The sequence below is a fragment of the Streptomyces litchfieldiae genome (genome assembly GCF_031845365.1).
GTDB lineage: Bacteria > Actinomycetota > Actinomycetes > Streptomycetales > Streptomycetaceae > Streptomyces > Streptomyces litchfieldiae.
Genome location: NZ_JAVREL010000008.1, coordinates 160,527 through 183,455, shown reverse-complemented (window position 1 = coordinate 183,455; position 22,929 = coordinate 160,527). Strand labels below are relative to the sequence as shown.

At 71.4% G+C, this 22,929-nt stretch carries 22 protein-coding genes and 1 pseudogene; 16 read left to right on the top strand and 7 right to left on the bottom strand.

The genetic code is table 11. From position 1 onward, the window contains the following. Positions 1 to 102 precede the first annotated feature (102 nt). Positions 103 to 810, top strand: a complete 708-nt coding sequence (locus RM590_RS16070; protein ID WP_311705251.1) for an ATP-binding protein — start codon at positions 103 to 105, stop codon at positions 808 to 810. Between the two features lie 40 nt (positions 811 to 850). After that, on the top strand, positions 851 to 1,561 hold the full coding sequence (locus RM590_RS16065) for a hypothetical protein (protein ID WP_311705250.1): 711 nt from the start codon (positions 851 to 853) through the stop codon (positions 1,559 to 1,561). A 42-nt stretch (positions 1,562 to 1,603) separates the two neighbouring features. Here RM590_RS16065 and RM590_RS16060 read toward each other — a convergent pair whose 3' ends face one another. Beyond that, positions 1,604 to 1,732 (bottom strand): hypothetical protein, encoded by a 129-nt coding sequence (locus tag RM590_RS16060; protein ID WP_311705249.1) that lies wholly within the window; start codon positions 1,730 to 1,732, stop codon positions 1,604 to 1,606. Between the two features lie 110 nt (positions 1,733 to 1,842). On the opposite strand from RM590_RS16060, the gene RM590_RS16055 reads away from it, so the two are divergent. The 3 genes from RM590_RS16055 (at position 1,843) to RM590_RS16045 (ending at position 3,495) form a co-directional block, all read left to right on the top strand. Continuing rightward, positions 1,843 to 2,364, top strand: coding sequence for a nuclear transport factor 2 family protein (locus RM590_RS16055; RefSeq protein ID WP_311705248.1), 522 nt, complete (start codon positions 1,843 to 1,845; stop codon positions 2,362 to 2,364). Between the two features lie 171 nt (positions 2,365 to 2,535). Then, positions 2,536 to 2,919, top strand: a complete 384-nt coding sequence (locus RM590_RS16050) for a hypothetical protein (RefSeq protein ID WP_311705247.1) — start codon at positions 2,536 to 2,538, stop codon at positions 2,917 to 2,919. 159 nt (positions 2,920 to 3,078) lie between these two features. After that, complete coding sequence (locus RM590_RS16045) at positions 3,079 to 3,495, top strand: LysE family translocator (protein ID WP_311705246.1); 417 nt, start codon at positions 3,079 to 3,081, stop codon at positions 3,493 to 3,495. 78 nt (positions 3,496 to 3,573) lie between these two features. Here RM590_RS16045 and RM590_RS16040 read toward each other — a convergent pair whose 3' ends face one another. Next, positions 3,574 to 4,485 carry a TIGR03620 family F420-dependent LLM class oxidoreductase gene (locus RM590_RS16040; RefSeq protein ID WP_311705245.1) on the bottom strand — a complete coding sequence of 304 codons (912 nt, stop codon included), beginning with the start codon at positions 4,483 to 4,485 and terminating at the stop codon, positions 3,574 to 3,576. Between the two features lie 103 nt (positions 4,486 to 4,588). Between RM590_RS16040 and RM590_RS16035 the strand changes: the two genes are divergently transcribed. From RM590_RS16035 to RM590_RS16010, 6 genes are all read left to right on the top strand, one after another. Then, positions 4,589 to 5,203 carry a TetR/AcrR family transcriptional regulator gene (locus tag RM590_RS16035; RefSeq protein ID WP_311705244.1) on the top strand — a complete coding sequence of 205 codons (615 nt, stop codon included), beginning with the start codon at positions 4,589 to 4,591 and terminating at the stop codon, positions 5,201 to 5,203. Between the two features lie 175 nt (positions 5,204 to 5,378). Further along, the gene (locus RM590_RS16030) at positions 5,379 to 6,779 is read left to right on the top strand and encodes a PhoX family protein (RefSeq protein ID WP_311705243.1); all 1,401 of its coding nucleotides are present in this window, start codon (positions 5,379 to 5,381) and stop codon (positions 6,777 to 6,779) included. A 283-nt stretch (positions 6,780 to 7,062) separates the two neighbouring features. Further along, a complete protein-coding gene (locus tag RM590_RS16025) occupies positions 7,063 to 7,746 on the top strand; it encodes a FadR/GntR family transcriptional regulator (protein WP_311705242.1) in 684 nt (227 codons plus the stop codon). A gap of 388 nt (positions 7,747 to 8,134) precedes the next feature. Beyond that, positions 8,135 to 9,703, top strand: a complete 1,569-nt coding sequence (locus RM590_RS16020; protein WP_311705241.1) for a sugar ABC transporter ATP-binding protein — start codon at positions 8,135 to 8,137, stop codon at positions 9,701 to 9,703. Further along, positions 9,700 to 10,704, top strand: a complete 1,005-nt coding sequence (locus RM590_RS16015) for an ABC transporter permease (protein WP_311705240.1) — start codon at positions 9,700 to 9,702, stop codon at positions 10,702 to 10,704. The genes RM590_RS16020 and RM590_RS16015 overlap by 4 nt, the downstream gene beginning before the upstream one ends. Positions 10,705 to 10,741: 37 nt before the next feature. Further along, positions 10,742 to 11,710 (top strand): ABC transporter substrate-binding protein, encoded by a 969-nt coding sequence (locus RM590_RS16010; RefSeq protein WP_311705239.1) that lies wholly within the window; start codon positions 10,742 to 10,744, stop codon positions 11,708 to 11,710. 48 nt (positions 11,711 to 11,758) lie between these two features. On the opposite strand, the gene RM590_RS16005 is transcribed toward RM590_RS16010, so the two are convergent. Both RM590_RS16005 and RM590_RS16000 read right to left on the bottom strand, forming a co-directional pair. After that, on the bottom strand, positions 11,759 to 12,697 hold the full coding sequence (locus tag RM590_RS16005) for a LamG-like jellyroll fold domain-containing protein (RefSeq protein ID WP_311705349.1): 939 nt from the start codon (positions 12,695 to 12,697) through the stop codon (positions 11,759 to 11,761). Positions 12,698 to 12,703: 6 nt separating this feature from the next. Beyond that, a pseudogene (locus tag RM590_RS16000) lies at positions 12,704 to 15,109 on the bottom strand (glycoside hydrolase family 95 protein); the annotation flags it as partial. A 289-nt stretch (positions 15,110 to 15,398) separates the two neighbouring features. On the opposite strand from RM590_RS16000, the gene RM590_RS15995 reads away from it, so the two are divergent. Further along, a complete protein-coding gene (locus RM590_RS15995) occupies positions 15,399 to 15,836 on the top strand; it encodes an HIT family protein (protein WP_311705238.1) in 438 nt (145 codons plus the stop codon). A gap of 155 nt (positions 15,837 to 15,991) precedes the next feature. Then, a complete protein-coding gene (locus tag RM590_RS15990; RefSeq protein ID WP_311705237.1) occupies positions 15,992 to 16,393 on the top strand; it encodes a hypothetical protein in 402 nt (133 codons plus the stop codon). A 15-nt stretch (positions 16,394 to 16,408) separates the two neighbouring features. Here the strand turns inward: RM590_RS15990 and lipB are convergent, their stop codons facing one another. Continuing rightward, entirely contained in the window at positions 16,409 to 17,053 is a 645-nt protein-coding gene (lipB, locus tag RM590_RS15985; protein ID WP_311705236.1) for a lipoyl(octanoyl) transferase LipB, read from the bottom strand. Positions 17,054 to 17,111: 58 nt separating this feature from the next. Next, on the bottom strand, positions 17,112 to 19,523 hold the full coding sequence (gene treY / locus RM590_RS15980) for a malto-oligosyltrehalose synthase (protein WP_311705235.1): 2,412 nt from the start codon (positions 19,521 to 19,523) through the stop codon (positions 17,112 to 17,114). 123 nt (positions 19,524 to 19,646) lie between these two features. On the opposite strand from treY, the gene RM590_RS15975 reads away from it, so the two are divergent. The 3 genes from RM590_RS15975 to RM590_RS15965 all read left to right on the top strand — a co-directional run bounded on the left by RM590_RS15975 (position 19,647) and on the right by RM590_RS15965 (position 22,556). After that, complete coding sequence (locus RM590_RS15975; RefSeq protein ID WP_311705234.1) at positions 19,647 to 20,876, top strand: SAV2148 family HEPN domain-containing protein; 1,230 nt, start codon at positions 19,647 to 19,649, stop codon at positions 20,874 to 20,876. Between the two features lie 29 nt (positions 20,877 to 20,905). Continuing rightward, on the top strand, positions 20,906 to 21,460 hold the full coding sequence (locus RM590_RS15970) for a DUF1697 domain-containing protein (protein ID WP_311705233.1): 555 nt from the start codon (positions 20,906 to 20,908) through the stop codon (positions 21,458 to 21,460). Positions 21,461 to 21,554: 94 nt separating this feature from the next. After that, positions 21,555 to 22,556: an NAD-dependent epimerase/dehydratase family protein gene (locus RM590_RS15965; protein WP_311705232.1), complete on the top strand. Its 1,002-nt coding sequence runs from the start codon at positions 21,555 to 21,557 to the stop codon at positions 22,554 to 22,556. Here RM590_RS15965 and RM590_RS15960 read toward each other — a convergent pair. Next, positions 22,543 to 22,929: a rhodanese-like domain-containing protein gene (locus RM590_RS15960; RefSeq protein ID WP_311705231.1), complete on the bottom strand. Its 387-nt coding sequence runs from the start codon at positions 22,927 to 22,929 to the stop codon at positions 22,543 to 22,545. The two genes, RM590_RS15965 and RM590_RS15960, sit on opposite strands and share 14 nt — an antisense overlap.

The window sequence follows — 22,929 nt, the reverse complement described above, 5'->3', positions numbered from 1 at the left end:
TCTGGCGAACGACGTGGCCCGAGGCGAAGCGGATCGACTCACGATGCGAACCGAAGGCCGGCGCCCACCACCCCCGCTCCTCTCCCCACCGGGAGGCATACCGTGTCCCAGCCACCGTCCCTGCGCAGCAGACTCACGTTGGCCGATACCCCCAACTCCGTCAACTGGGCTCGTCGGCACACCGTCGATGTCCTTACCAACTGGTGCGTGTCCCCGGACGTGATCGAGACGGTGCGGCTCGTGGTCTCCGAGCTGATCACCAACGCGGTCCGTCATCCGGAGCAGGGCGACGAGCCGTCGCACCGCTGCGATTCCGGCACCGCGCACATCATCGAGCTGGCCCTGGAGATCGTCGGCGCTGCCGTGCGGGTGTCGGTCTGGGACCGCGATCCCAAACCGCCGCTGCTGAAAGAGGTCGGACCCGCCGCGATTGGTGGCCGAGGCCTCTTCATCGTTGCCGCGATGAGCGAGCGCTGGGGCCACTACCCACCTCATTCACGGCTGGGCAAGGTCGTGTGGGCCGAGATCCGGCTCCCGACCACCGACACCAACGGCACAGCTCACCGTCGGACACGCGCACCGGAACAGTTCGACGGAGGAGGATGCCGACCCTGCGGTGGCGGTCCGTGCCCTCACCTGGCCGAGAGCGCGCTGGTCTCCGACGGTCAGCGACACCTCGCCTCCCAGAAGCCACAACCATCTTTCCCATCGAATCAATGGCGCTCCGTCGTCGCCCGCGGGCCGTTCCTCGGTGCCCTGAGCCTTTCACCCGACGACGGGAGTGCCTCTCACAGGAGGACAGGTCAATGAGCCGGTACAAGCCATCCCCTCCCGGACCGGAGGGGGAGGCATGACCAAGTCTCCGTCGCGTCCGACGGTGATTCCGTACATCACCGCTCGCGAAGGCGAAAATGGTGAGCGGGCGTCGAAGCTCGGCGTGCGGTGGAACAGCCAGGGCTTGTGTTACGTCGACGAACGGCCGGTGGACCGGGACGAGCGAGGGGTGCTCTGGGCACGTTTGACCCAGTCGCTCCGGGACGGCATGCCGTGGGGAAAGCCCCGATGGCGCCAGGTGCATCCGTCTCGCCAGCGCGAGACGATGATGTACTTGAAGTGCCAGGTATGTGCTCAACCCGCCAGCCGCACGGATCAGGGGTATCTCTTCCTGCACACGCGACCCGCCCCCGGCACGGTGGAGCGCGGCTGGCCGGAGAAGTCGCTGACGGCCCACCCGCCGCTGTGCCTGGAACACGCCGTGGTCGCCTCCCGGCAGTGCGCTCACCTCACGGACGCCGGGTATGTGGCGCTGAGGGCCAAGCGGCCGCGGCTCTACGGTGTGTTCGGCACCGCCTACACGACGGACGCGCTCGGGCGTGCGACGCCGCTCCCGGCCACTCGTGAGCCCCTCCCGTACGGTCATCCCTTCGCCCATTGGTATCTCGCCTCGCAGATGGTCCGTCAGCTACACGACGTATGCGTCGTCGACCTCGAAACGGAACTGGCGGTCGCCGAAGACATCAAGAGTCACGGACCGCTATTCGAAGAGCCGTCAGGTCAGTAGCGGGCCGGGATCGGTGAGGCCTGTTCGCGTGGGCCGGAAGGGTCACCGTGTGGACGGGCAGCCGTTCCAGGAGGCGGGCGGTACGGCCGGCGACCGGTCCTCGCTGAGTACGGCGTTCTCCCAGCCGTCCGCCGCCCCGGGCCTCACCAGCCGGACCAGCGTCTCGGCCACCACGGGAACGGAGCGCGGTCATCGAGTACTGCACGCGCGACCGTGCGTCAGCCGCGGAAAGGGCGGGAGCGGCTTGACTTCAAGCGCGGTTGAGGTCGAATGATCGGCCCATGAACGAGATGAGCAGCACGACGAATCTCCGTGACCACGTCGAGATCACCACCCTCATCAGCGGCTTCTTCCGCGCCATGGACGAGCGGCGGTTCGACGAGGGCTGGGGTGGGGCCCACTTCACCGACGACCTGCGGACGACGACGCCGCTCGGCGTGGCCGAGGGCGCCGACGCGGTACGCGGCGTGGAGGAGGCCATCGGCCGGTTCGCCGCCACCCTGCACATGTCCTCCGACGTCCTCGTGAGGGCCGAACCGGGTGCGCGGACGGCCAGTGCCTCCTGGAACGCCCATATGACTCATGTCCACCTCGACTCCACCCTTCACGCACGAGGTGAGGGCGCCAACCCCCTGTTCACGGTGGGCGGCGTCTACGAGGCAGAGCTCCGGCGTACCGACAGTGGCTGGCGCATCAGCCGCATGTCCGTGCGGGCGGTGTGGACGATGGGCGAGCCGCCCGTCCTGCCGGAGGAGACCGCCACCCGTGTCGCGGAGCTGACTGGTTCTCCGGCATCGGGCTGAGCCCGGCGGCTCATGGGCGGCGCCCCGAGCGGTCCGGACATCCCAGGCCAACGCCGCCATACCTGTCCCGGACGTTCGGGACAGCCCAAAACCCTCGCGCCGGACACCCCCTCCAGCCATGCTCGAACGTGCCCACAACGAGAGCGCACCCACCCAAGGGGAGGGAAATCCATGCGAATCCGACGCACACTCGCCGCAGCCGCCGCCACCGCCGCACTCGCCGGTGGCCTCGCCGTCACCACCACCGCGCCCGCCACGGCCTCCGCCGCGGCCTGCTACTCCGAAACCCACCGCGACGTGAGCGACGGCTCCGGCTATACCGTCTTCGGCAAGAACACCCCCCTGCGCAAAGCGGGCCCCTACGCCGACTGCCCCTCCACTTCCATCCCGCCCAACACCCTCTTCGACATCGACTGCAGCACCGAGAACGACCTCGGAAACCTCTGGTATTACGGCGAAGCCGCAGTCGAAACGAGCAGTGGCTACGTCTACCATCGCGGCTGGATCTACGAGGCCAACATCGACATCTACTTCGCCGACATCAACCCCTGCTGACAGCCGACAACCTCGCCCCGACCCGAGGTAGTTGGGCCGGGGCGGCTTACGATCCGGCACGGCGCCCCGAGCAGACCGGCACCCGTGACCGACGTGGGGCAGTCTCCCGAGCTCGGGGCAAAGGGCCCGGCCATGTAGCGTGCGGCCGCATGGAAACAGGTGCTGCGCTGGGCTGGCGTCGCCTATCTCGTGGGGCTCGGCGGACGGATGGTGTGGGACACGTTGCGTCGCTCGGGCCGTCGGACCGAGGGCGCCGAGGCTGATCGGACCGTCGGGGACGGCGTGTTCGCCGGCTGGCGGCAGGGGCTGGTCACCAATCTCCTCAATCCGAAGGTCGGCGTCTTCTACGTGGCGGTCCTGCCGCAGTTCATCCCGGCCGGGGCTCCGCACTTCACCACGGGGGTGCTGCTGGCCTGTGTGCACATGCTGCTGGGGCTGATCTGGTCGACCGCACTGATCGGACTGGCGCGGGCATTGCGCGGCTGGCTCCGGCGTCCCGCTGCGCGGCGCCTGCTCGATCGCATTACCGGAACCGTCATCGTCGGCCTTGGCCTGCGCTTGGCCACGTCCGATTGACGGGTATTCGACGGCCTGCGGTGATCCCCCCCCCCGGGGGGGATGAACGTCCGCTGCCGGAACGAGATCCAAAGTTGATCAGGGCGCGGTGGCACTTCCACCGTCCGCCACGCCCGCCAGCCGTTCCAGTTGGTCCACCGCGCTTGGCAGGTCCGCCGTCAGCGGGTGGAGCAGCACGTGATCGGCGCCCGCGGCCAGGTGTTCGTGCAGGCGCCCGGCGACGGCGTCCTCGTCTCCCCAGGCCAGGACGGCGTCGATGAGCCGGTCACTGCGTTCGCCCGCCAGGTCCTCGTCGCCGTATCCGAGGCGCCGGTAGTTGCGCGTGTACGCGTTCTCCGTGGTGCGCCGACCGGTGCCGAGAATGGCGCGGAGCGTTCCGCGGGCCGCGGTGGCGTCGGTGGTGAGGACGAGCGCCTGGTGGGGGATCAGCAACGGGCCGGGTCCCAGGGCATCGCGTGCCGCCTCGGTGTGGGCGACCGGCTGGAGAAACGGGTGAACGCCGTCGGCGCGTTCGCCGGCCAGTTGGTGGGCCTTGGGCCCCAGCGCCGCGAGCACGCGCGGATAGCGGATGCCCGGCAGAACGCGGAGCGCCGCCTTGTCCATCCCGTCCAGGTAGTCCCGCAGGTCGCTGAGCGGGCGCCGGCCCCGCTGCCCGCCGAGTCCGAGGATCAGCCGTCCCGGATACGCCTCCGCGAGGGTGGCCGCGCCACTGTGCATGGCCATGGGGTCGCGCATGCCGATGTTGGCGACGCCGGTGCCGATGACGAGCCGGTCGGTCGCCGCGAGCGCCACGGCAAGCTGGGCGAAGGCCTCACGTCCGGCGACAGGCGCTCCCGACGGTGGCTCTCCGGTCCACAGAGAGCCGTACCCGAGCCGTTCTATCCGGGCGAGCTGCTCACGCATCACCCGCAGCGGCGTGCTCAGCATGGTCATCGGCGCGATCCACACGCCCACCCGGCCGAGCCGCCGCCGCGTTTCCTCCACCGTCATGAACGAAGCACCGTCCTCGCATCATCCGGAGCCACCCTCCGGTTCAACTCCGCGTACCATACGGAGGCAGGCTCCGATTCGCCAAACCAGGAGGCAGAAGCAGGTGAGTGAGACCGCCGGAGCGCGGCCGATGCGAGCGGATGCGCGGCGCAACAAGGAGCGGTTGCTGGCCGAGGCGCGCGTGGCCTTCGCCGCGCGCGGCACCGGCGCGTCGTTGGAGGACATCGCGGGCCGATGCGGTCTGGGGATCGGCACGCTGTACCGGCACTTCCCCACCCGTCAGGCTCTGCTGGAGGCGGTGCTCTTCGAGCAGTTCAGCGCTCTGGCGGTCAGCGGGCGCGACCTGCTCCACCACCGGTCCGCGCGCGAGGCGCTGATCACCTGGACCCGCGCCTTCGTGAGCACCACCACGACCTACCGGGGGCTGACCGCCACGCTCACCGCGACTCTCCGGGACAGGACGTCCGAGCTGCACGCCTCCTGTGAGGCGATGCGGGACGCGGGAGCGGGTCTGCTCGCGCGCGCTCAGCGGGCAGGCGGCATCCGACCGGACATCGAGGCCACGGAGTTCCTCACGCTCATCTCGGGCATCGCATGGGCGCACGAACAGGCGACGTCCACCGACCACCCCGGCCAGCTCGACCGCCTCCTGGGGATGGTGTTCGACGGGCTGACCCCGACGGGAAACGGTCACTCCTCGCCCGGGAAAAGTTCTTGAACCGGGCGCATCAGCGACAGACCGGCACGGGTGGGGCGGGCGTCGATTCGTCCCGCGGCGGGGCGTTCGTTTGTTCATCAGGGGTTCCGCACACGTTCCTCACACGTCGGCGGCCGTCGAACTAGCCTCCTCCGGCCGAACGTTTCTCGGCCAGTGCAACAGGAGAGGGCCACTCGTGACCGACACCTTCGACTCCGGCCAGACCTCCCACCAGGCGTCCGCGCGCAGGGGCTTCCTCAAGCGCGGCATCACCACCGCGGCCGCGCTCGGCGCGGTCGGGCCGTTGCAGGCGCTGAGCGCCCGGACGGCCGGCGCGGCTCCCATGACGAAGCGTTCCTCCAGCCCCGACTACGGTCCGCTGTACCCGGTCAAGGACGAGGCCACGGGCCTCGAACTGCTCCGTCTGCCCAGGGGCTTCGAGTACATCAGCTACGGCTGGACCGGCGACCTCATGTCCGACGGTACGCGGACCCCGAGCGCCCACGACGGCATGGCCGCGTTCCGCCGCCGCGACGGCAAGGTCGCCCTCGTCCGCAACCATGAACGCGGCGGCTACGACGGCGCGTTCACCGAGCCCGCCTACAACCCCGCGGCGGGCGGCGGCACCACGAACCTGGTTTTCGACCCGGACAGCGGCGCGTTCCTGGAGTCGCGCGGCAGCCTGTCCGGCACGATCCGCAACTGCGCGGGCGGCCCGACCCCTTGGGGCACCTGGCTGACCTGCGAGGAGACGACCGAGGTCGGCCCGGACGGGACGCGGCACGGTTATGTCTTCGAGGTGCCCTTCGACGGCGATGGCGACCCGGCGCCGCTCAAGGAGATGGGGCGCTTCAGCCACGAGGCCGTCGCGGTGGATCCCCGCACCGGGATCGTGTACCTGACCGAGGACGCCACCCCGTCCGGTTTCTACCGCTACCTGCCGCGCCGGCCCGGACGCCTCGCCGCCGGCGGCGAGTTGCAGATGATGGTCATCGAGACGCCGGGGGGCGGGTCGTACTCGACCTACACCGACGGCACCGGCGTCGAGTACCGGACCTCGTGGGTCACGATCCCCAACCCCGACTACGCGCCGGGGGAGACGCGTCCGGCGTTGCAGGGATCCGCGCTCGGCGGCGCGGTGTTCACCCGGCTCGAAGGCGCCTGGTGGGGCAACGAGCGCGTCTACATCGTCTCCACCAGCGGAGGTCCCACCGGGCAGGGCCAGGTCTTCGAGTACGACCCGCGCGAGGAGCGCATGGAGGTGCTCTTCGCCTCGCCCGACGCCTCCGTGCTCAACAACCCCGACAACATCTGCGTCAGCCCGCGCGGCGGGATCGTGCTGTGTGAGGACGGCAACGCGGGCGAGTACCTGCACGGCCTGACGACGGACGGGGAGATATTCCCCTTCGCGCTCAACCAGGTCGTCATCCCGCAGGGCGGCGTCCCGGGCAAGTCGGTCGCCCCCGGCGACTACTCGGGCTCCGAGTGGTGCGGTTCGACCTTCGAGCCGAGGAACGGCAACTGGCTCTTCGCCAATGCCCAGAACCCCGGCATCACGTTCGCCATCACCGGCCCCTGGCGGCGGGGATCCCTGTAACCCCGGGCCGTTCCCCGGGCGGGTGGTGGCGCCATCCCCGGTGCCGCCGCCCGCCCCCGCCCGCGAACACCCGGGACCGTTGCGTGGAGCCGATCCCACAGACATCGGGTGGTTCCGGTAACGGTGGCGCGCCGCGTGTGCCCGCCGCGACCGGTCCCCGCGCCGGTGTCGGTGCGGGGACGCGCGAAGCCGCATAAAGATCCGATGTATCGTGCGTTCAACGGCCGAAGTGGGTCGTCGGGGGCCGGTGGGATTCCGGGGCCGGGGCAGAGGGAGGTTCGCGATGTCGGTGACCGACGACGCCATTGAGGCGATCAAGCAGATGATCGTGGATGGTGAGTTGGGTCCCGGTGACCGCCTCCCCCGGGAGGCCGACCTCGCCGAGCGGCTCGGTCTGTCGCGCAACTCCCTGCGCGAGGCCGTGCGGGCGCTCTCGCTCATCCACGTGCTGGACGTGCGGCGCGGCGACGGCACCTACGTCACGAGCCTGGAGCCGTCGCTGCTGATGGACGCGATGAGCTTCGTGGTGGACTTCCACCGGGACGACACGGTGCTCCAGTTCCTGGAGGCGCGGCGGATCGTCGAGCCGGCCGCCACGGAGATGGCGGCGGTGAAGATGCCGATGGCGGACATCGAGGACCTCGGGGAGCTGCTCGACTCGCTCGGCGACAATCCCACCGTGGACGAACTGGTGGCGAGCGACCTGGAGTTCCACCGGCGCATCGCCGCCGGATCGGGCAACGCGGTGCTGGCCTCGCTCGTGGAGACCCTGTCGGGCCGCACCCAGCGTGCGCGGACCTGGCGCGGCCTGACGCAGGAGGGGGTGGTGGAGCGGACGCTCGGCGAACACCGCGCCATTCTTCAGGCGTTGATCAGGCGGCAGCCGAGTGTCGCCGGCGCCCTTGCCACCGTGCACATCGCCGGCGTCGAGCAGTGGCTTCGGGCGACGCTGGTCGACGAGACCTGAGACTGCCCGCGCCGGCTGCGCGGAAGGCCCGCGAAATCATGGGCCATTGGTCGGGTGTATGAGTCGACTCCCTCTGTACTGCTCGGGCGGTAAGGCAGGTTGACGGGAGTCTTGACGCGGATACGTCCGATGTCTAGGTTCGATGTGACGCAGATCATGCAAGGGGGTGTATCCGTGGCCCGCTTCAGCGACATTCCTGCCCGCAACGTGCGCTTCCCACCCCGCGGACGCTGGACGACTCCGACGCCATGAACCCGGACCCGGGCTGCCGGCCCGGCCGGGTCCCAGCCCGCGATGAGGATGTCATGCCCATGATCATCAGGCGATCGTCAACGCGCCGCGCCGTCCATGGTCTGCCGGAACAAGCGCGGTGAACGAGGTGACGACGATGACGAAGGCCCTGCTGGAAGTCGAGGGGGTCGACAAGAGCTTCCCCGGCGTGCGGGCGCTGCACGGCATGCGGCTGGAGCTGCGCTCCGGCGAGGTGCTCGCGCTGGTCGGCGAGAACGGCGCCGGCAAGTCCACGCTGATGAAGCTGTTGTCCGGGATCCACACCGCCGACGCCGGGGTGTTCCGGCTGGGCGGGGAGCCGTACCGGCCGACCGGCCCGCGCCACGCGACGGAGCTGGGCATCAGCATCATCCACCAGGAGTTCAACCTCGTTCCGGACCTGACCGTCGCGCAGAACATCTTCATCGGCCGCGAGCCGCGGCGCGGCCGGCTGCTGCTCGACGACCGGAGGCTCAACGCCGACGCGGCCGGGCTGCTGGAGCGGCTGGGCCTGCCCCTCGACCCACAGGCGGTCGTCCGTGAACTCACCGTCGCCAACCAGCAGATGGTGGAGATCGCGAAGGCGCTGTCGTACGAGCCGCGGGTACTGATCATGGACGAGCCCACGGCCGCGCTCAACGACGCCGAGGTCACCACCCTGCACGAGCTGATCCGCCGCTTCGTGCGGCCCGGCACCGGCGTCATCTACATCTCCCACCGGATGGGGGAGATCAAGCGGATCGCCGACCGCGTCACCGTGATCCGCGACGGCGAGTACATCGACACGCTCCAGGTGGCGTCGGCCGCGACACCGGACGTCATCGGGCTGATGGTCGGCCGGGCCATCGCCTCCGACGCCCGGCCCGAAGGGGTCCGCGCCGACCGCGAGGTGGTGCTGGATGTCCGGGGACTCACCACGAAGGCGCTGCTCACCGACGTGTCCTTCGACCTCAGGCGCGGCGAGATCCTCGGCTTCGCGGGGCTCATGGGAGCCGGGCGGACGGAAGTCGCCCGGGCCCTGGTGGGAGCCGACCCGATCCGGGCGGGCCGCGTCACCCTGCGCGGCGCGGACGTCCGCATCCACACTCCCGCCGATGCCGCCAAGCTGGGCATCGGCTACTTGAGCGAGGACCGCAAGCGGTTCGGGCTCCTGCTCGAACAGAACGTTCAGGCGAACATCGTGCTCAGCGCCCTGCGCGGTCAGTTCACCAAGGCCGGGTTCGTGCGCGACGGGGCCGTGCGGGCCGCGGCCGACCGGCTCATCGGAACGCTGCGCATCAAGACCCCGTCCGCCCAGCAGACGGCCAAACACCTGTCGGGTGGCAACCAGCAGAAGGTCGTCATCGCCAAATGGCTCGTGAAGGACTGCGACATCCTCATCTTCGACGAGCCCACCCGCGGCATCGACGTGGGCGCCAAGGAGGAGATCTACCAACTGCTCAACGAGCTGGCGGCACAAGGAAAATCGATCATCATGATCTCGTCCGAGCTGCCGGAGATCCTGCGCTTGTCCCACCGTGTCGTCGTGATGAGCGAGGGGCGGGTCACCCGCGTACTCGAAGCCGCCGAAGCGACCCAGGAAAACATCATGCACTATGCGACGCTGCGCCCCGACGAGAATCCGGCCGACGCCGCGGAACTCGGCCTCATCGCCGAGAATCCGGAAGAGAGAGCAGGACATTCATGACAACGGTGAAGTCTCCCGTGCTCGGTCGGCAGCGACAGGAGAGCGGAACGCTGGCGGTGGTCAAGAGCCGGCTTCAGCAACTGCTGGCTTTCGCCAGCCTCATCGTGATCTACACCTTTTTCGCGATCGCCAGCCCGCACTTCTTCACGTACGACAACTTCATCTCGATCCTGTTCTCGACGGTCGTCATCGGGACCCTGGCGATCGGGACGACGTTCGTCATCATCTCCGCGGGGATCGACCTGTCGATCGGCACCGGGATGGCGCTGTGCGCGGTGATGTCGGGCGTCTTCATGGTCAACGCCGGGCTGCCGGTGCTGATCGGTGTGCCCCTGACGATCCTCTTCGGCGGGTTCATGGGACTGGTCAACGGCATCAACGTGGCCGTGCTCCGGATCCCGCCGTTCATCGCGACGCTCGCGATGATGCTGGTGGCCGAAGGGCTCGCGCTGGTGGTGTCGGACAGCACCCCCATCTACTTCACCGACGTGTCCGGCTACACCGATATCTCGACCGGCCGCCTCATTTCGGGGATCGACATCCCGAACGCCGTGCTCATTCTTGTCGCGATCGCCGCCATCGCCGGCGTGCTGCTCACCAAGAGCGTGCTCGGGCGCTACACCTACTCGATCGGCAGCAACGAAGAAGCCACCGCGCTGTCCGGCATCGACGTCCGTCGCTGGAAAATCACGATCTACACCTTCGCCGGCCTCTTCATCGGCCTCGCCGGCGTGCTGATCTCCGCACGGCTCGGCTCGGCGCAGCCCGCCACCGGAATGGGATACGAGCTTCAGGCGATCGCCGCCGTCGTCATCGGCGGAACGTCCTTGTCCGGGGGCAAGGGCTCCATCGTCGGCACCGTCATCGGGGCGTTGATCATTTCCGTGCTGAACAACGGATTGCAGATCATGTCGATTCCGCAGGAGTGGCAGAACGTCATTCTCGGCTGCGTCATCCTCGTCGCCGTCTACGCCGACCGGGCTCGCAAGCAGGAAACGTGATGGATACGTTCCCGACCAGAACGAAGGAGATCTGGCGATGAAGATGAGAAGGGCCGTCGTCGCGGCTGTCTGCGCGGCCGTGGCGATGCTGACGACCTCCTGTGGCGACGACGCGTCCGGCGGCGGCGGGGGAGGGGGCGAGCCGCTGATCTCGATCGTTTCCAAGGGGTTCCAGCACCAGTTCTGGCAGGCGGTGAAGCAGGGCGCCGAGGAGGAGGCGGAAGCCCGGGGCGCCCGCGTGACGTTCGTGGGCCCGCCCACCGAGGCCGACGTGGAGGAGCAGATGAACCTCCTCACCAATGAACTCGCCAAGTCCCCGGACGCCATCGGGTTCGCCGCGCTGGACTCGCAGGCCGCCGCGCCGTTGCTGGAGCAGGCCCAGTCGCAGGACATCCCGGTGGTGGCGTTCGACTCCGGCGTGGAGAGCGATGTCCCGGTGACCACGGTGGCCACCGACAACCGGGCCGCCGCGGCGGAGGCGGCCGAGCACCTGGCGGAAGCCGTCGGCGGGGAGGGCAAGGTCGCGCTGGTGGTGCACGACCAGACCAGCCTCTCCGGCAAGGACCGCAGGGACGGCTTCCTGGAGTGGATGGCGGAGAACGCGCCGGGCATCACCGTTCTCGAGCCGCAGTACGGGGGCGGCGACCAGATGGAGTCCGCCAACATCACCCGGTCCATCATCCAGAGCAACCCGGACCTGGCGGGAATCTACGCCGCGAACGAGGGCTCGGCGATCGGCGTGATCAACGGTGTCCGGGAAAGCGGCCGGGACGATATCGCGGTGGTCGGATTCGACTCGGGTCAGGCCCAGATCGATGCCATTTCCAGCGGCGAGATGACCGGAGCCGTCACCCAGGACCCGGTGGACATGGGCCGGCAGCTCGTCGACGCGGCGCTGAAGGCGCTCAGCGGTGAGGAGTTGCCGGAACGCATCGACACCGCGTTCCACTGGTACGACCGGAACAACATCGAGGACCCGACGATCCAGGCGGCGCTCTACAAGTAGCCGGGGGCGCCGCCGTGACCGCGCACGGTCACGGCGGCGCCGGGCGGCTCAGCCGAAGGCGCGGTTCTGCCAGTCGCCGATCTCCTCGGGGCTCAGCAGGCCGGCGAAGACCGCCATCCGGTCGACGGCGCCGACGAATCGCTGGCCACCGTTCTGGTCCGCGCCGAACCGCAGTTCACGGGTCGCGCAGCCGTTGATCCCGGTGCTCGGCACCTGGGCGGTCGCGGCCTGTTGCCCGTCGAGGTAGACCGTCACCCGCCCTCCGTCGCTCATCGTGACCACGAGATCCACGAACCGGCCGGTGGGCACGACGGCGGAGGTGGTGACGTTCGTGCCGGAGCCGATGAACCGCACCGCGTTCGCCGGCGTCAGGTCGATCAGGACGCCGTCGCTTCCGTCGTCGCCGCTCGGCTGCCAGTCGAACAGGCGCCGGTGGCCGCTCGCGCTGTCCACCCTGACCTCGGCCGCGAACGTCGCCACCCGCAGGAAGCCCAGCGTCGTCGGCGCCGTCCGCAGATAGGTCTGCCCGTCCAGGCGCAGCGCGCTGCCGGTCGGGCCCGCCGCCTCGTACGCGGGATTGCCCTGCACGGTGGCGTCCCGCCCCTGGCCCGCGGAGTCCGCGACGGCGTCGCCGGAGCGCGGATCCCACGCGACCAGGGTCAGGCCGTCCTCCGGAACCGGGCAGGGCGGCCCCGGCTCCACCGTCACCAGGGCGATGGCGCTGCCGCGCCAGTCCTCGCCGGCCAGTACCGCCCCGATGCGGTGCTCCGGCCCCTCGCCCGCCCGCGGGGTGACCTCGAAGGAGAACGAGCGGGATCCGCCGTCGTGGAGGGGCGGCACCTCGCGGGCGGCGGGGGCGGCGGTCCAGCCCCCGGGCAGGTCGAGCGACAGAGTGCCGGCCGGAACCGTCCGGCCGGCCGCCGTCACAGCGACCTCGCAGGTGAACGGCGTGCCGTCCGTGCCCTGTTCCGGCACCGACAGCGCCATCGTCACCTGCGAGGTGGCCACGTAGGTGCGGCCTTCGCGCGCGCTCACGGTGATCTCGTCGCCGTCCCGCCGGACGTCGACCGGGCGGCCGGTCTCCGCGTCGCTCACCCGGAACAGGCCGGCGAACATGCCGCCGCGCACCGTCAGTTCGCCCGAGCGCCCGGCCTTCAGGGCGACCCTGGTCGGCGTTCCGCCCAGCCACTCGATGTCCACGGTGACATCGCCCCGGGCGCGCAGGCCGGTGACCGAGCCGCGCGCCCAGAAGGCCGGTACCGCCGGGAGGAGGTCGATCACCCCGTGGTGGCTCTGCAGCAGCATCTCCGCCACTCCCGCGGTGGCACCGAAGTTGCCGTCGATCTGGAACGGCGGGTGGGTGTCCCACAGGTTCGCCAGGGTGCTGTACCGCAGTTGCTCGGACAGCATGACGTAGGCGTGGTCGCCGTCGAGCAGCCGCGCCCAGAAGTTGATCTTCCATGCCTTGCTCCAGCCCGTGCCGCCGTCGCCACGGGCCGTCAGAGAGACCCGGGCCGCGTCGACGAAGGCGGAGTCCCGCCGCGGGGAGAGCTGCCGTCCGGGGTGGAGGGCGAACAGGTGCGACACATGCCGATGGGTGTTCTCCGGGTCGTCCCAGTCCTCCTTCCACTCCTGCAACTGGCCCCACGAGCCGATGCGCAGTCCCGGGTCGAGCCGGGCGAGCGTGTCGGTCAGCTCGGTGACGAACGGTCCGCGGTCGTCGACGGCCCGGGCGGCCTCCGCGGTGCCGGTGAGGAGGTCCCACACGATCTGCTGGGACATCGACGCGCCGGCGGAGAAGTCGCCCTGCTCCGGCGAGAAGCTCGGCGACACCACGAGCGCGCCGTCCCTGGGGTCGGGGACGAGTTGGTCGATCCAGAACTGCGACAGCGCCTTCATCACCGGGTAGGCGCGCTCCCGCAGGAACGTCTCGTCACGCGTGAACAGGTAGTGCTCGTAGTAGTGCTGCGCCAGCCAGGCGCCGGCCTCGGGGAACCAGAACGCGGTCGGCCAGTCGTGCACACCGGTGAAGCCGTACGGATTCGTCTCGTTGTGCACCACCCAGCCGCGACTGCCGAACATCTCACGCGCCGTGACCTCCCCCGGGGGCACCATCGAATCGACGTAGTCGAACAACGGTCCGGTGGTCTCGGAGAGGTTGGTGGTCTCGGCGGGCCAGTAGTTCATCTGCAGGTTGATGTTGACGTGGTAGTCCGCGCTCCACGGCGGGCTCGTCGAGTTGTTCCACACGCCTTGCAGGTTCGCCGGCAGAGAGCCCGGTCGGGAGGAGGAGATCAGCAGATACCGGCCGTACTGGAAGTAGAGCACCTCCAGCGCCCTGCGCGCCGCCGGCTCGGCGGTCGCCTCCTGATACGCGCTGAGCAACTCGTCGGTGGGGACGCCGGGGTCTTCCGCGCCGAGGTGCAGCTCCACCCGGTCGAACAGCTCGCGGTAGTCGGCGACATGCGCCGACCGCAGGGCGCCGAAGTCCTGGCTGGCCGCGCCGTCGACCCGCTCGGTGACCGGGCCGTGCGGGTCGGCGCCCGTGCGGTAGGCCGGGTATTGGGGGGCGTAGTCGGTCCCGGCCGCGAGGATGAGGGTCACCGAGTCCGCGCCGGCCACGGTCACCGAACCGTCTGCGTTGTCCGTGCGTGTGCCGCCCTGGTTGAGGATCTGGATCTGGGCCTCGTAGCGCAGCCCGTTGTCGTTCAGCGCGCCGGAGAGCGTGATCCGGCCGCCGCTCGCGGTGATCCGCCGCGACCGGTTGGCCGCGGTGGTGACCGAGACGGTGAGTCCGACCGAGCCGGGCCGGTCCGCCGCGAACCGGGCGACGATCACGTTGTCCGGGGCGGAGGCGAAGTACTCGCGGGTGTGGGTCACGCCGCCCGACACGTAGGCGACGCCCGCGACAGCCTCCGCGATGTCCAGATGACGCCGGTAGCCGCTCACGTCCGCCGGCTGCCCCGTCATCTCTATCCAGACGTCGCCGAAGATCTGGTAGGCGCCGAAGTGCGTCTTGGGCTGGCCGAGTTCGCCGGCGACCCACTCGGGGTCGGCCCGCAGCTCGTCGTCGATCCGCCGCCGCACCCCCGCGATGGCGCCGGGACGGGGAGCGGTCCAGTTCCCGAAGTCGTAGCCCGGCGCGCCGGGTCCGCCCAGCCAGAGCGTCTTCTCGTTGAACTGAAGCTGTTCCTTCGCGACTCCGCCGAAGACGCACATGCCCAGGGCGCCGTTGCCCAGCGGAAGGGTCTCCGACTCCCAGCTCGTCGCCGGCTCGTCGTACCAGAGCGTCAGGCCGGCGGCCGATCCCGGCACACCGGCCCGATCACCGGCCGCCGCCGACGCGACCGCCGGCGGAGCCAGCCCGAAAGCCGCCGCCGCGCCCGACACGCCGGCCATGAACACACGTCTGGGGACGCCCCGATGGGTCATCACGGCCCCTCGCCTTCGAAGTCGCTGGTGACATTGGCCACCTCGGAGGCTATAGATCGGATGTCTGACGCGTCTATACGTTGCACTGTAGGTTTTATCGCCTACTTCGGAGAGATACACCCGACCAATCGCCGGGCCGCGCTGCGGCCCTGTCTCCGGCGGCAGCGGTGTCCGAAATCGGTTGTCCGCCCCGGGAGTCGCGTGCTGGGATCGGCGCGGGATCGCCGGCCGGTGACCGATACGGAAGGACTGCGCGATGAGTGACTGCCCTTTTTGCCTCATCGGCCGCGGCGAGGTGGACGGTGACCTCGTGGCCCACCGGTCACCGAACGTCTTCGTCGTCCCCGCGCTGATGCAGCGCGCCAACAACCCCGGACACACGCTGGTCCTGCCGGTCGAGCACGTCACCGGCCTGGACACGGCCGGTCCGGCTCTCCTGGGCGAGGTGTTCAACGTCACCGCGGCGGTCGTCGCCGGGGTCCGGGCGGCCTTCGGGGCGGTGGGCAGCACGATCGTGCAGAACAACGACGCGCCCGGCCAGGTCCTCCACCACCTGCACGTGGGCGTGATCCCGCGCTTCCCGGACGACGGCTACCGGGTGCCCGAACCGGCGCTCTTCGAAGGCCCTCGCTCCGTGCGCGCGGAACAAGCGGCGGCGCTGCGGCGGGTGTTGACGGGTCCGAGCCTCGGCTGAGCGGGTGGGCGGCGCTCGGGCCGCCGTCCTCGTCAACGGAGGCGGCGGCTCCACCGCGGCCGCGCGCCGCTGTGCGGTCGTCGCGGCACGTTGGTGCCCATACGCTTGTCCCGGCAGCGCCGGCGTTCGGACGCGGTGGCCGACCGATCGAGGACGTGCGGGGCCGCCCCGGCTTCTTCGCCTTCCCGGCGGTCGACGGCGGCGTCGGCGAGGTGACCGAGGCGCTGTGTTTCTGCGAGGGCCTGGCGGTCGCGGCCGGTGCCCCGCCGGAGGCCGTGGACTTCGCGCTGTTCGTCGCCCAACGCGCCCGGCACGCCACCCTCCTGGCGGAGGGCGGCTATCTGCCCGTGCTCCGCGACTCCGTGGACCTGGTGCCCGCCGGCCCGATCCGGCTGCCCGCGGAAGAGCTGTCCCGGGCCACCGCCGTTCAGCTCGCCCCGGAACAGTTCCACAGCGCCGGGCTGGCCGGCCGGATCGGTGACAGCACCGTGGGCCTGTTCACGGGAACGGTCACCCCCGCCGGGGCCGCGGCCGACATCGGCGCGGCGGCCGGGTAGTTCCCGCGAGCCGTCTCAGTCGGTGGCGCCCAGCGCCTTCGCCACCGCGCCGCGCACCTCCGCGTCGTCGGGTGCGGGCGTGCCGCGGGCGGTGGCCAGGTGGGCCAGGGAGGTCATCTCGACGTCCGGGAGCCCGCAGGCGGTGAAGGACGTGAACGCGCTCAGGTCCGGGGACACGTTCAGGGCGAAGCCGTGGCTGGTCACGCCGCCGCGGATGCGCATGCCGATCGAGGCGATCTTCCGGTGGTCGGGGGTCCAGACGCCGACCAGGCTCTGGGCGCCTGGTGGGGTGTCGCGGCGCACGGCCGGGAAGCCGAGCGAGTCCAGGGCGCGGATCAGGCCGTTCTCCACCCAGCGCACGATGTCCCCGGGGCCGCGCTCGCGGAGGTTGATCACGAGGTAGCCGATGAGCTGACCGGGGCCGTGGTAGGTCGCCTGGCCGCCGCGGTCCACCTCGACCAGCGGGATCGTGGTGCCGCGCGGCAGTTCCTCCGGCGGGGTGCGGGCGCCGTAGGTGATCACCGGTGGGTGGTGGAGCAGGACCAGCCGGTCGCCGATCAGGCCCTCCCGGCGCTGCCGTACCCACTCCGTCATGCGCGCGATGGCCTCCTCGTAGGGGACCTCGCCCAGGTCGACGCGTTCCAGCGTGTGTTCGTCCACGTCCCCCGAGGCTACTCCGGCGCATAGGCCCTGTCCGGCCGATCTGGCCGGACAGGACTTAGCCCTCCCGGACGAGCAGCGCGACGGGGTCGGAGGTCAGGAGCTGGCCGAGGCGGACCGTGCCGGACGCGGAACGGCCGCTCAGCGCGTCGTGCCAGGTGCCCGGCGGCAGCGGGAGTCGCGTGGTCTCCCAGCCGCCGGCCGCGGTCAGCCGCCGGGTGAGGCGGGTGACCACCGTGATGACGCGCCCGGCGCGCGCGAACGCCAGGCAGTGGTCGGCGGCCGGCCCGTCGGCGGCCAGCGGCTCGTAGGCGCCCAGCTCGCCGAACCACTCGGCGTGGTCCCGGCGCAGCCGCAGCGCCGTCGCCGTCAGCCGCAGCTTCTCGGTGGCCAGGTCGTATCCCGTGCTCAACGCGTCGTCCAGCGCCGCCAGTTGGGCGATGGGCAACTGCGGCAGCCGCCGGTTGTCCGGATCGACCAGGGCCAGGTAGTGCCGCTCGCTGCCCCGGTAGACGTCCGGCACGCCCGGCATCGTCAGATGGAGCAGGGCCGCGCCCAGGATGTTCGCCCGCACCTGGGGTGCCAGTTCGCGCGCGAACTCCGTGAGCGGATACAGCGGCGGACCGCACGGGCCGGCCAGCACGAAACGTTCCACCGCGGCCTCGTACGCGCCGTCCTGCTCGGTCCAGCTCGTGTGCAGCCCGGTCTCGCGCACCGTCTTCAGCAGCGCGGCCAGCAGCCGCTCCCGGTCGGGGAAGCCCAGCGCGAACGCCGTCTGCCAGGTCGTCCACGCCAGATGCGGATCGGGCGCGCGCGCCCCGGCGCGGGCCGTGTCCTCGGTGAGTCTGGTCACCAACTCCGCCCAGGCCCGCGGGTGTTCGCTCAGCGCGGCGACGGTGGCGCGGACGTCTCCGCTGCGCTTGGTGTCATGGGTGGACAGCACCGTGCCGGTCAGCGGCCAGTCCCGCTGGATCCGGGCGCAGAACGCGTGGAACGCGGCCGGCGGCAGCGCGGGCACCCCCGGGTCCCCGCCGACCTCGGCGGCGGACAGCAGCGGCGCGTACCGGTAACAGGCCGTGTCCTCCATCGCCTTGGCGCGCAGCGCGGACGACACCTGGGCGAAGCGCACGCGGAAATCGGTCAGCCCCTCGCCCTCGCCGAACCGCCCCAGCGCCAGCTCCCGCACCGTGTCCACCGCCGTGGCCTCGGCCGGTACCGCGAACGCCGTGCGCGCCCCGTCCGCGGCCGTGACCAGCATCGCCTCGTCCACCGGCGCGGGCGGCGCGTCGCCCGTGACATAGGGCCGGTAGACCGGCAGCCGCACCAGCAGCTCCATCAGGGCCGAGCGGAGGGTCCAGGGCGCGTGGTCGCGCAGCCGCAGCTCGGGTACCGCCGCGCACACATGAACGGCCGTGCGCGTGAGCCGGTCGCACTCGGCCGCCAGCTCATGGCTGATCATCTTGTAGGCCGCGCGCCGCACGGTGGCCGTCCACTCGCCGCCCAGGTCCGGCGGCGCGCCGGTGAACGCCCGGTAGTGCTCGGTGAGTTCGGCGGCGCCGTCGCAGTCGGTGAACATCGCGTCGATGTGCCGCAGCGCGTCGTACCCCGTGGTGCCGGCGATGGGCCAGCCGGTGGGCACCTGCTCGCCCGGGCCCAGGATCTTCTCCGCGACGATCCAGGCCCCGCCGGTCCGCCGGTGCAGCCGCTGCAGATAGCCGCCGGGATCGGCCAGGCCGTCGGGGTGGTCCACCCGCAGCCCGTCCACGACGCCCTCGTCCAGCAGCCGCAGCACGGTGGCGTGCGTGGCCTCGAAGACGGCGGGGTCCTCCACCCGCAGCCCGATCAGCTCGGAAATGGCGAAGAAACGACGGTAGTTGACCTCGGTTCGGCCCAGCCGCCACCACGCCAGCCGGTAGTGCTGCGCGTCCAGCAGCTCCGGCAGCGACAGCTCCTCGGTGCCCGGGCGCAGCGGGAAGCGGTGGTCGGCGTAGCGCAGCGTGCCGTCCACGACCGACAGCCGGTCCAGCTCCCCGCCCAGCGGCCCGCCGAGCACCGGCAGCAGCACCCGCCCGCCGCCCGCGGCCCAGTCGATGTCGAACCAGCCGGCGCGCTCCGCCGCCGGGCCGTCCCGCAGCACCTCCCACAGCGGCCCGTTGAGATCGGTACGCGCCGGCACCGCCATGTGGTTGGGCACGATGTCCAGCACCAGTCCCAGACCGTGCGCGCGCGCCTCGGCGGCCAGCCGCCGCAGCCCCTCCTCGCCGCCCAGCTCCTCGCGGATCCGGTCGTGGTCGGTGACGTCGTACCCGTGCGCCGAGCCGGGAACGGCCTCCAGCACGGGCGAGAGGTGGAGGTGGGAGACGCCCAGGGAGGCCACGTAGGGCACGATCTCGACGGCCGCGGCGAACGGGAAGTCCGGCTGGAGTTGCAGCCGGTACGTAGCCGTGGGCGTGTGGCGCGCTCGCGTCATGCAGACCCTCTGCCCCGACGGCCGCGCCGACAAGCGCAGTTGATTCCCGACTGTGCTGCGGCTGCGGCCGGTGCCGCAGTAGGCTTCCTTGATCCATCAGCGGGGCGGAAGGCGGTGCAGGCGGTGAGCTCTTCGGGGCTGGAACTGCCCTCGGGGAACGGGGGTGAGACCGCCGAGGTGTCCGCCGGGGCGGTCCCGGTGCCGCGCCCGGTGGAGATCGGGGCCGACCTGGAGTGGAGCGCCCAGGACTGGTCGGAGGTCCGCACCCGGGTGGAACGGGCGGGCCGCGCGTATGTCTGGCTCAATCTGGTCGAGCAGCGGCTGCGCTCCGTCGTCGCCGCCGTGCTGCGCCCGGTGTACGAGCCGGTGCACGGCGAGGAGTGGGAGATCGCCGCCGCCGGGCCCACCGGGCAGGAGTGGGTGCAGCGGGCCGCGGCCCTGCGCGAGGTCAGCCGCCGCAAGGGGCATCTGCTCGATCCTGCCGATGACACGGTGCTCGCCTTTCTCACCCTTCCGCAACTGCGTGAACTCATGGTGCAGCACTGGCCGTGCTTTGCGCCGTATTTGGACAACAGGCGCGAGGTCGAACTCACCCTCGACGAGCTGGAGGTCGCCCGCAGCGCCGTCAGCCGCAACCGCGGCATGAGCCGGGCCGTCCTCGACCAGGCCGAGCGCGGCTGCGCCCGGCTGCTGCGGCTGCTGGACTCCGGGGCCCCGCCCTCGGCCGGGCGGCTGCCCGCCGACGCGGTGGAGCGGCTGGTGGGCGAACGGTTCACCGATGTGGCCGGGGTGCACCCGGACCGGGTGCGGCTGCAACGGCAGCTCCCGGCCGAGGATCTGTTCGGCGGTGCCCGGCGGCTGGACGCGGTCGGCATAGGGCTCGGGCTCCTCGTGCAGAACTACCCCGGCCGCCGCCTGGTGCGCCTGGGCCAGTCCGGCTGCCGGCTGCGGCTCCTCTTCCTCAACCCGGCCAGCGGCGCGATGCGGCGGCGCGAGCGCGAGCTCGGACTCAAGCGCGGCGAGCTGGGCCGCACCGTGGAGACGAACATCCTCCATATGCGCCGGGTGCGCGCCAAGGTCCGGGACCCCGAGGCGTTCCAGATCCACGTGTTCGACGACACCCCCCGTTTCAGCGCCTACTTCGTGGACGCGGACAGTCCCGACGGGGTTGCCGTCGTCCAGTCCTACCTCAGGCGCAGCCGCGGCATGGAGACCCCGGCGCTCGTGCTGCGGCGGGCCGGGCGGGAGATAGTGCAGCGCGACGACCCGGCGGCCGACGGGGAGCTCAGCCTGTACGAGACGTACCGCGAGGAGTTCGAGTGGGCGTGGGAGGACTCCCGGCCCGTCTCGTGACTGTCCTACCGCCGCCGTAGGCTGCCCCCATGGATTCGAACGGGAATGCGAACATCTATGTGGCGCTCCTGCGCGGCATCAATGTGGGCGGCCACAAGAAGGTGCCCATGGCCGAGCTGCGGCTGCTGCTGACCGAGCTCGGGCACGGCTCCGCCCGCACCCTCCTGGCGAGCGGCAACGCGGTCTTCACCGCGCCGGCGGCCGACCCGGGTGAGCTGACCGCCGCGCTGGAGAAAGCCATCGCCGAACGGTTCGGCTTCCCCGTCGACTGCCTCGTGCTGACCCGCGACGAGCTGCGCGCGACCGCCGCGCGCTGCCCGTTCCCCGCCGACACCATCGACCCGGCCCGGCTGCTGGTTCTCTTCCTGGACCGGCCGCCGGCCGACACCCCGTTCGCCGCCCTGGACCCGGTCGCCCTGGCCCCCGACGAATTCCGGCTGGGGGAACGGGAGATCTTCGCGCACTTCCCCGATGGCATGGGCCGCAGCAAGCTCGGCGACGCCCTGGCCGCCGCCCCGCGCGGCTGCAAGGCCACCGGCCGCAACTGGCGCACGGTCACCAAGCTGCTGGAGCTGGCCGGGTGACCGGGCGCGCCGGGGGCGTTGTCCGCTCTCGGCGAATCTGCTGACGGCAGGGCGGGCTTCCGCTTCCGGGCCGGGCGGGGGAAGGCTGGCCGTCATGAGCGGCAGCACACATCTCCTGGTCCTGGGCGGAACGGAATTCGTCGGCCGGGCCGTCGTCGAGGAGGCCCTGGCCCGCGGCTGGGACGTCACCGTGTTCAACCGGGGGCGCGCCGAACCGCCGCCCGGCGTCACCGCGCTGCGCGGGGACCGCGCGGATCCCGACGGGCTGGCGGCGCTGGACGGCGGCACCTGGGACCTCGTCGTCGACACCTGGAGCGCGGCGCCCGTCGCCGTCCGGGACGCCGCCCGGCTGCTGGCCGGCCGGGCGCGCCACTACGCCTACATCTCCAGCCGGTCGGTCTACCGCTGGCCGATGCCCGCCGGCCTCACCGAGGACGGCCCGGTGGTGGACGCCTCGCCCGACGCCGGCCCGACCGAGTACGCGAACGACAAGCGCGGCGGGGAGCTCGCCGCACAGGCCGAGTTCGGTGCCGAACGGACGCTGCTCGTCCGCTGCGGCCTCATCCTCGGCCCCTGGGAGAACGTCGGCCGGCTGCCCTGGTGGCTCAACCGCGCCGCCCGCGGCGGCACGGTGCCCGCGCCCGGCCCGCGCGACCTGCCGTTGCAGTACATCGACGCCCGCGACCTGGCGATCTGGACCCTGGACGCGGCCGAACGCGAACTTTCCGGCCCCTACGACCTGGTCAGCCCGCCCGGGCACACCAGCATCGGCGAACTGCTCGACCTGTGCGTCCACGTCACCGGCTCCGCCGCCGAGCTGCGCTGGCTGGACCCGGAGGCGGTCGAGGCCGCCGGGGTCGCGCCCTGGACGGAACTGCCCCTGTGGACCCCGCCCGGTGAGTTCCACGACGCACTGCACGGCTCCGATGTGTCCAAGGCGCTGGCCGCCGGGCTGCGCTGCCGGCCCGCCGCCGAGACGGTCGCCGACACCTGGGCCTGGCTGGCCGGCCGCGACGGCGTCCTGCCGGACCGGCCCCCGCGCGCCGCGCTCGGCCTGGACGCGGAGGCCGAGACGCGGCTCCTCAGCGCACGCTAAGGGGCGGCGTCACCGGCAGGCCGGCCCGCCGCCACGCCTGGAAGCCGCCGGCCAGGTCGGTGGCGCGGCGCAGCCCGATGGCCACCAGCGACGCCGCGGCCAGCGAGGACGCGTAGCCCTCGTCGCAGAACACGATCCAGCGCACGTCCGGGCCGGTCGCCTCCGGCACGGACGCGCCGCTGGCCGGGTCCAGGCGCCACTCCAGATGGTTGCGCTCGATGACCAGCGCGCCGGGGATCGTGCCCGCCGAGCGCTGGAACTCCGGGCGGGTGTCCACCAGTACGGCACCCGCCCGCACCGCGGCGTGCGCCTCCCGCGGGCCGAGCCGGTTCAGGCCGCGGCGCACGGCCGCCAGATGCTCGTCGATCGGCAT

Excerpts from the sequence above, each read along its gene's own strand:
- RM590_RS16020 (WP_311705241.1), top strand. The coding sequence starts at position 8,135 with ATGACGAAGGCCCTGCTGGAAGTCGAGGGGGTCGACAAGAGCTTCCCC.
- RM590_RS15965 (WP_311705232.1), top strand. The coding sequence starts at position 21,555 with ATGAGCGGCAGCACACATCTCCTGGTCCTGGGCGGAACGGAATTCGTC.
- RM590_RS15960 (WP_311705231.1), bottom strand. The coding sequence starts at position 22,929 with ATGCCGATCGACGAGCATCTGGCGGCCGTGCGCCGCGGCCTGAACCGG.
- RM590_RS15995 (WP_311705238.1), top strand. The coding sequence starts at position 15,399 with ATGAGTGACTGCCCTTTTTGCCTCATCGGCCGCGGCGAGGTGGACGGT.
- treY (WP_311705235.1), bottom strand. The coding sequence starts at position 19,523 with ATGACGCGAGCGCGCCACACGCCCACGGCTACGTACCGGCTGCAACTC.
- RM590_RS16050 (WP_311705247.1), top strand. The coding sequence starts at position 2,536 with ATGCGAATCCGACGCACACTCGCCGCAGCCGCCGCCACCGCCGCACTC.
- RM590_RS16010 (WP_311705239.1), top strand. The coding sequence starts at position 10,742 with ATGAAGATGAGAAGGGCCGTCGTCGCGGCTGTCTGCGCGGCCGTGGCG.
- RM590_RS16025 (WP_311705242.1), top strand. The coding sequence starts at position 7,063 with ATGTCGGTGACCGACGACGCCATTGAGGCGATCAAGCAGATGATCGTG.
- RM590_RS16015 (WP_311705240.1), top strand. The coding sequence starts at position 9,700 with ATGACAACGGTGAAGTCTCCCGTGCTCGGTCGGCAGCGACAGGAGAGC.
- RM590_RS15970 (WP_311705233.1), top strand. The coding sequence starts at position 20,906 with ATGGATTCGAACGGGAATGCGAACATCTATGTGGCGCTCCTGCGCGGC.
- RM590_RS16065 (WP_311705250.1), top strand. The coding sequence starts at position 851 with ATGACCAAGTCTCCGTCGCGTCCGACGGTGATTCCGTACATCACCGCT.
- RM590_RS16005 (WP_311705349.1), bottom strand. The coding sequence starts at position 12,697 with ATGGCGCTGTCGGTGCCGGAACAGGGCACGGACGGCACGCCGTTCACC.
- RM590_RS16055 (WP_311705248.1), top strand. The coding sequence starts at position 1,843 with ATGAACGAGATGAGCAGCACGACGAATCTCCGTGACCACGTCGAGATC.
- RM590_RS16040 (WP_311705245.1), bottom strand. The coding sequence starts at position 4,485 with ATGACGGTGGAGGAAACGCGGCGGCGGCTCGGCCGGGTGGGCGTGTGG.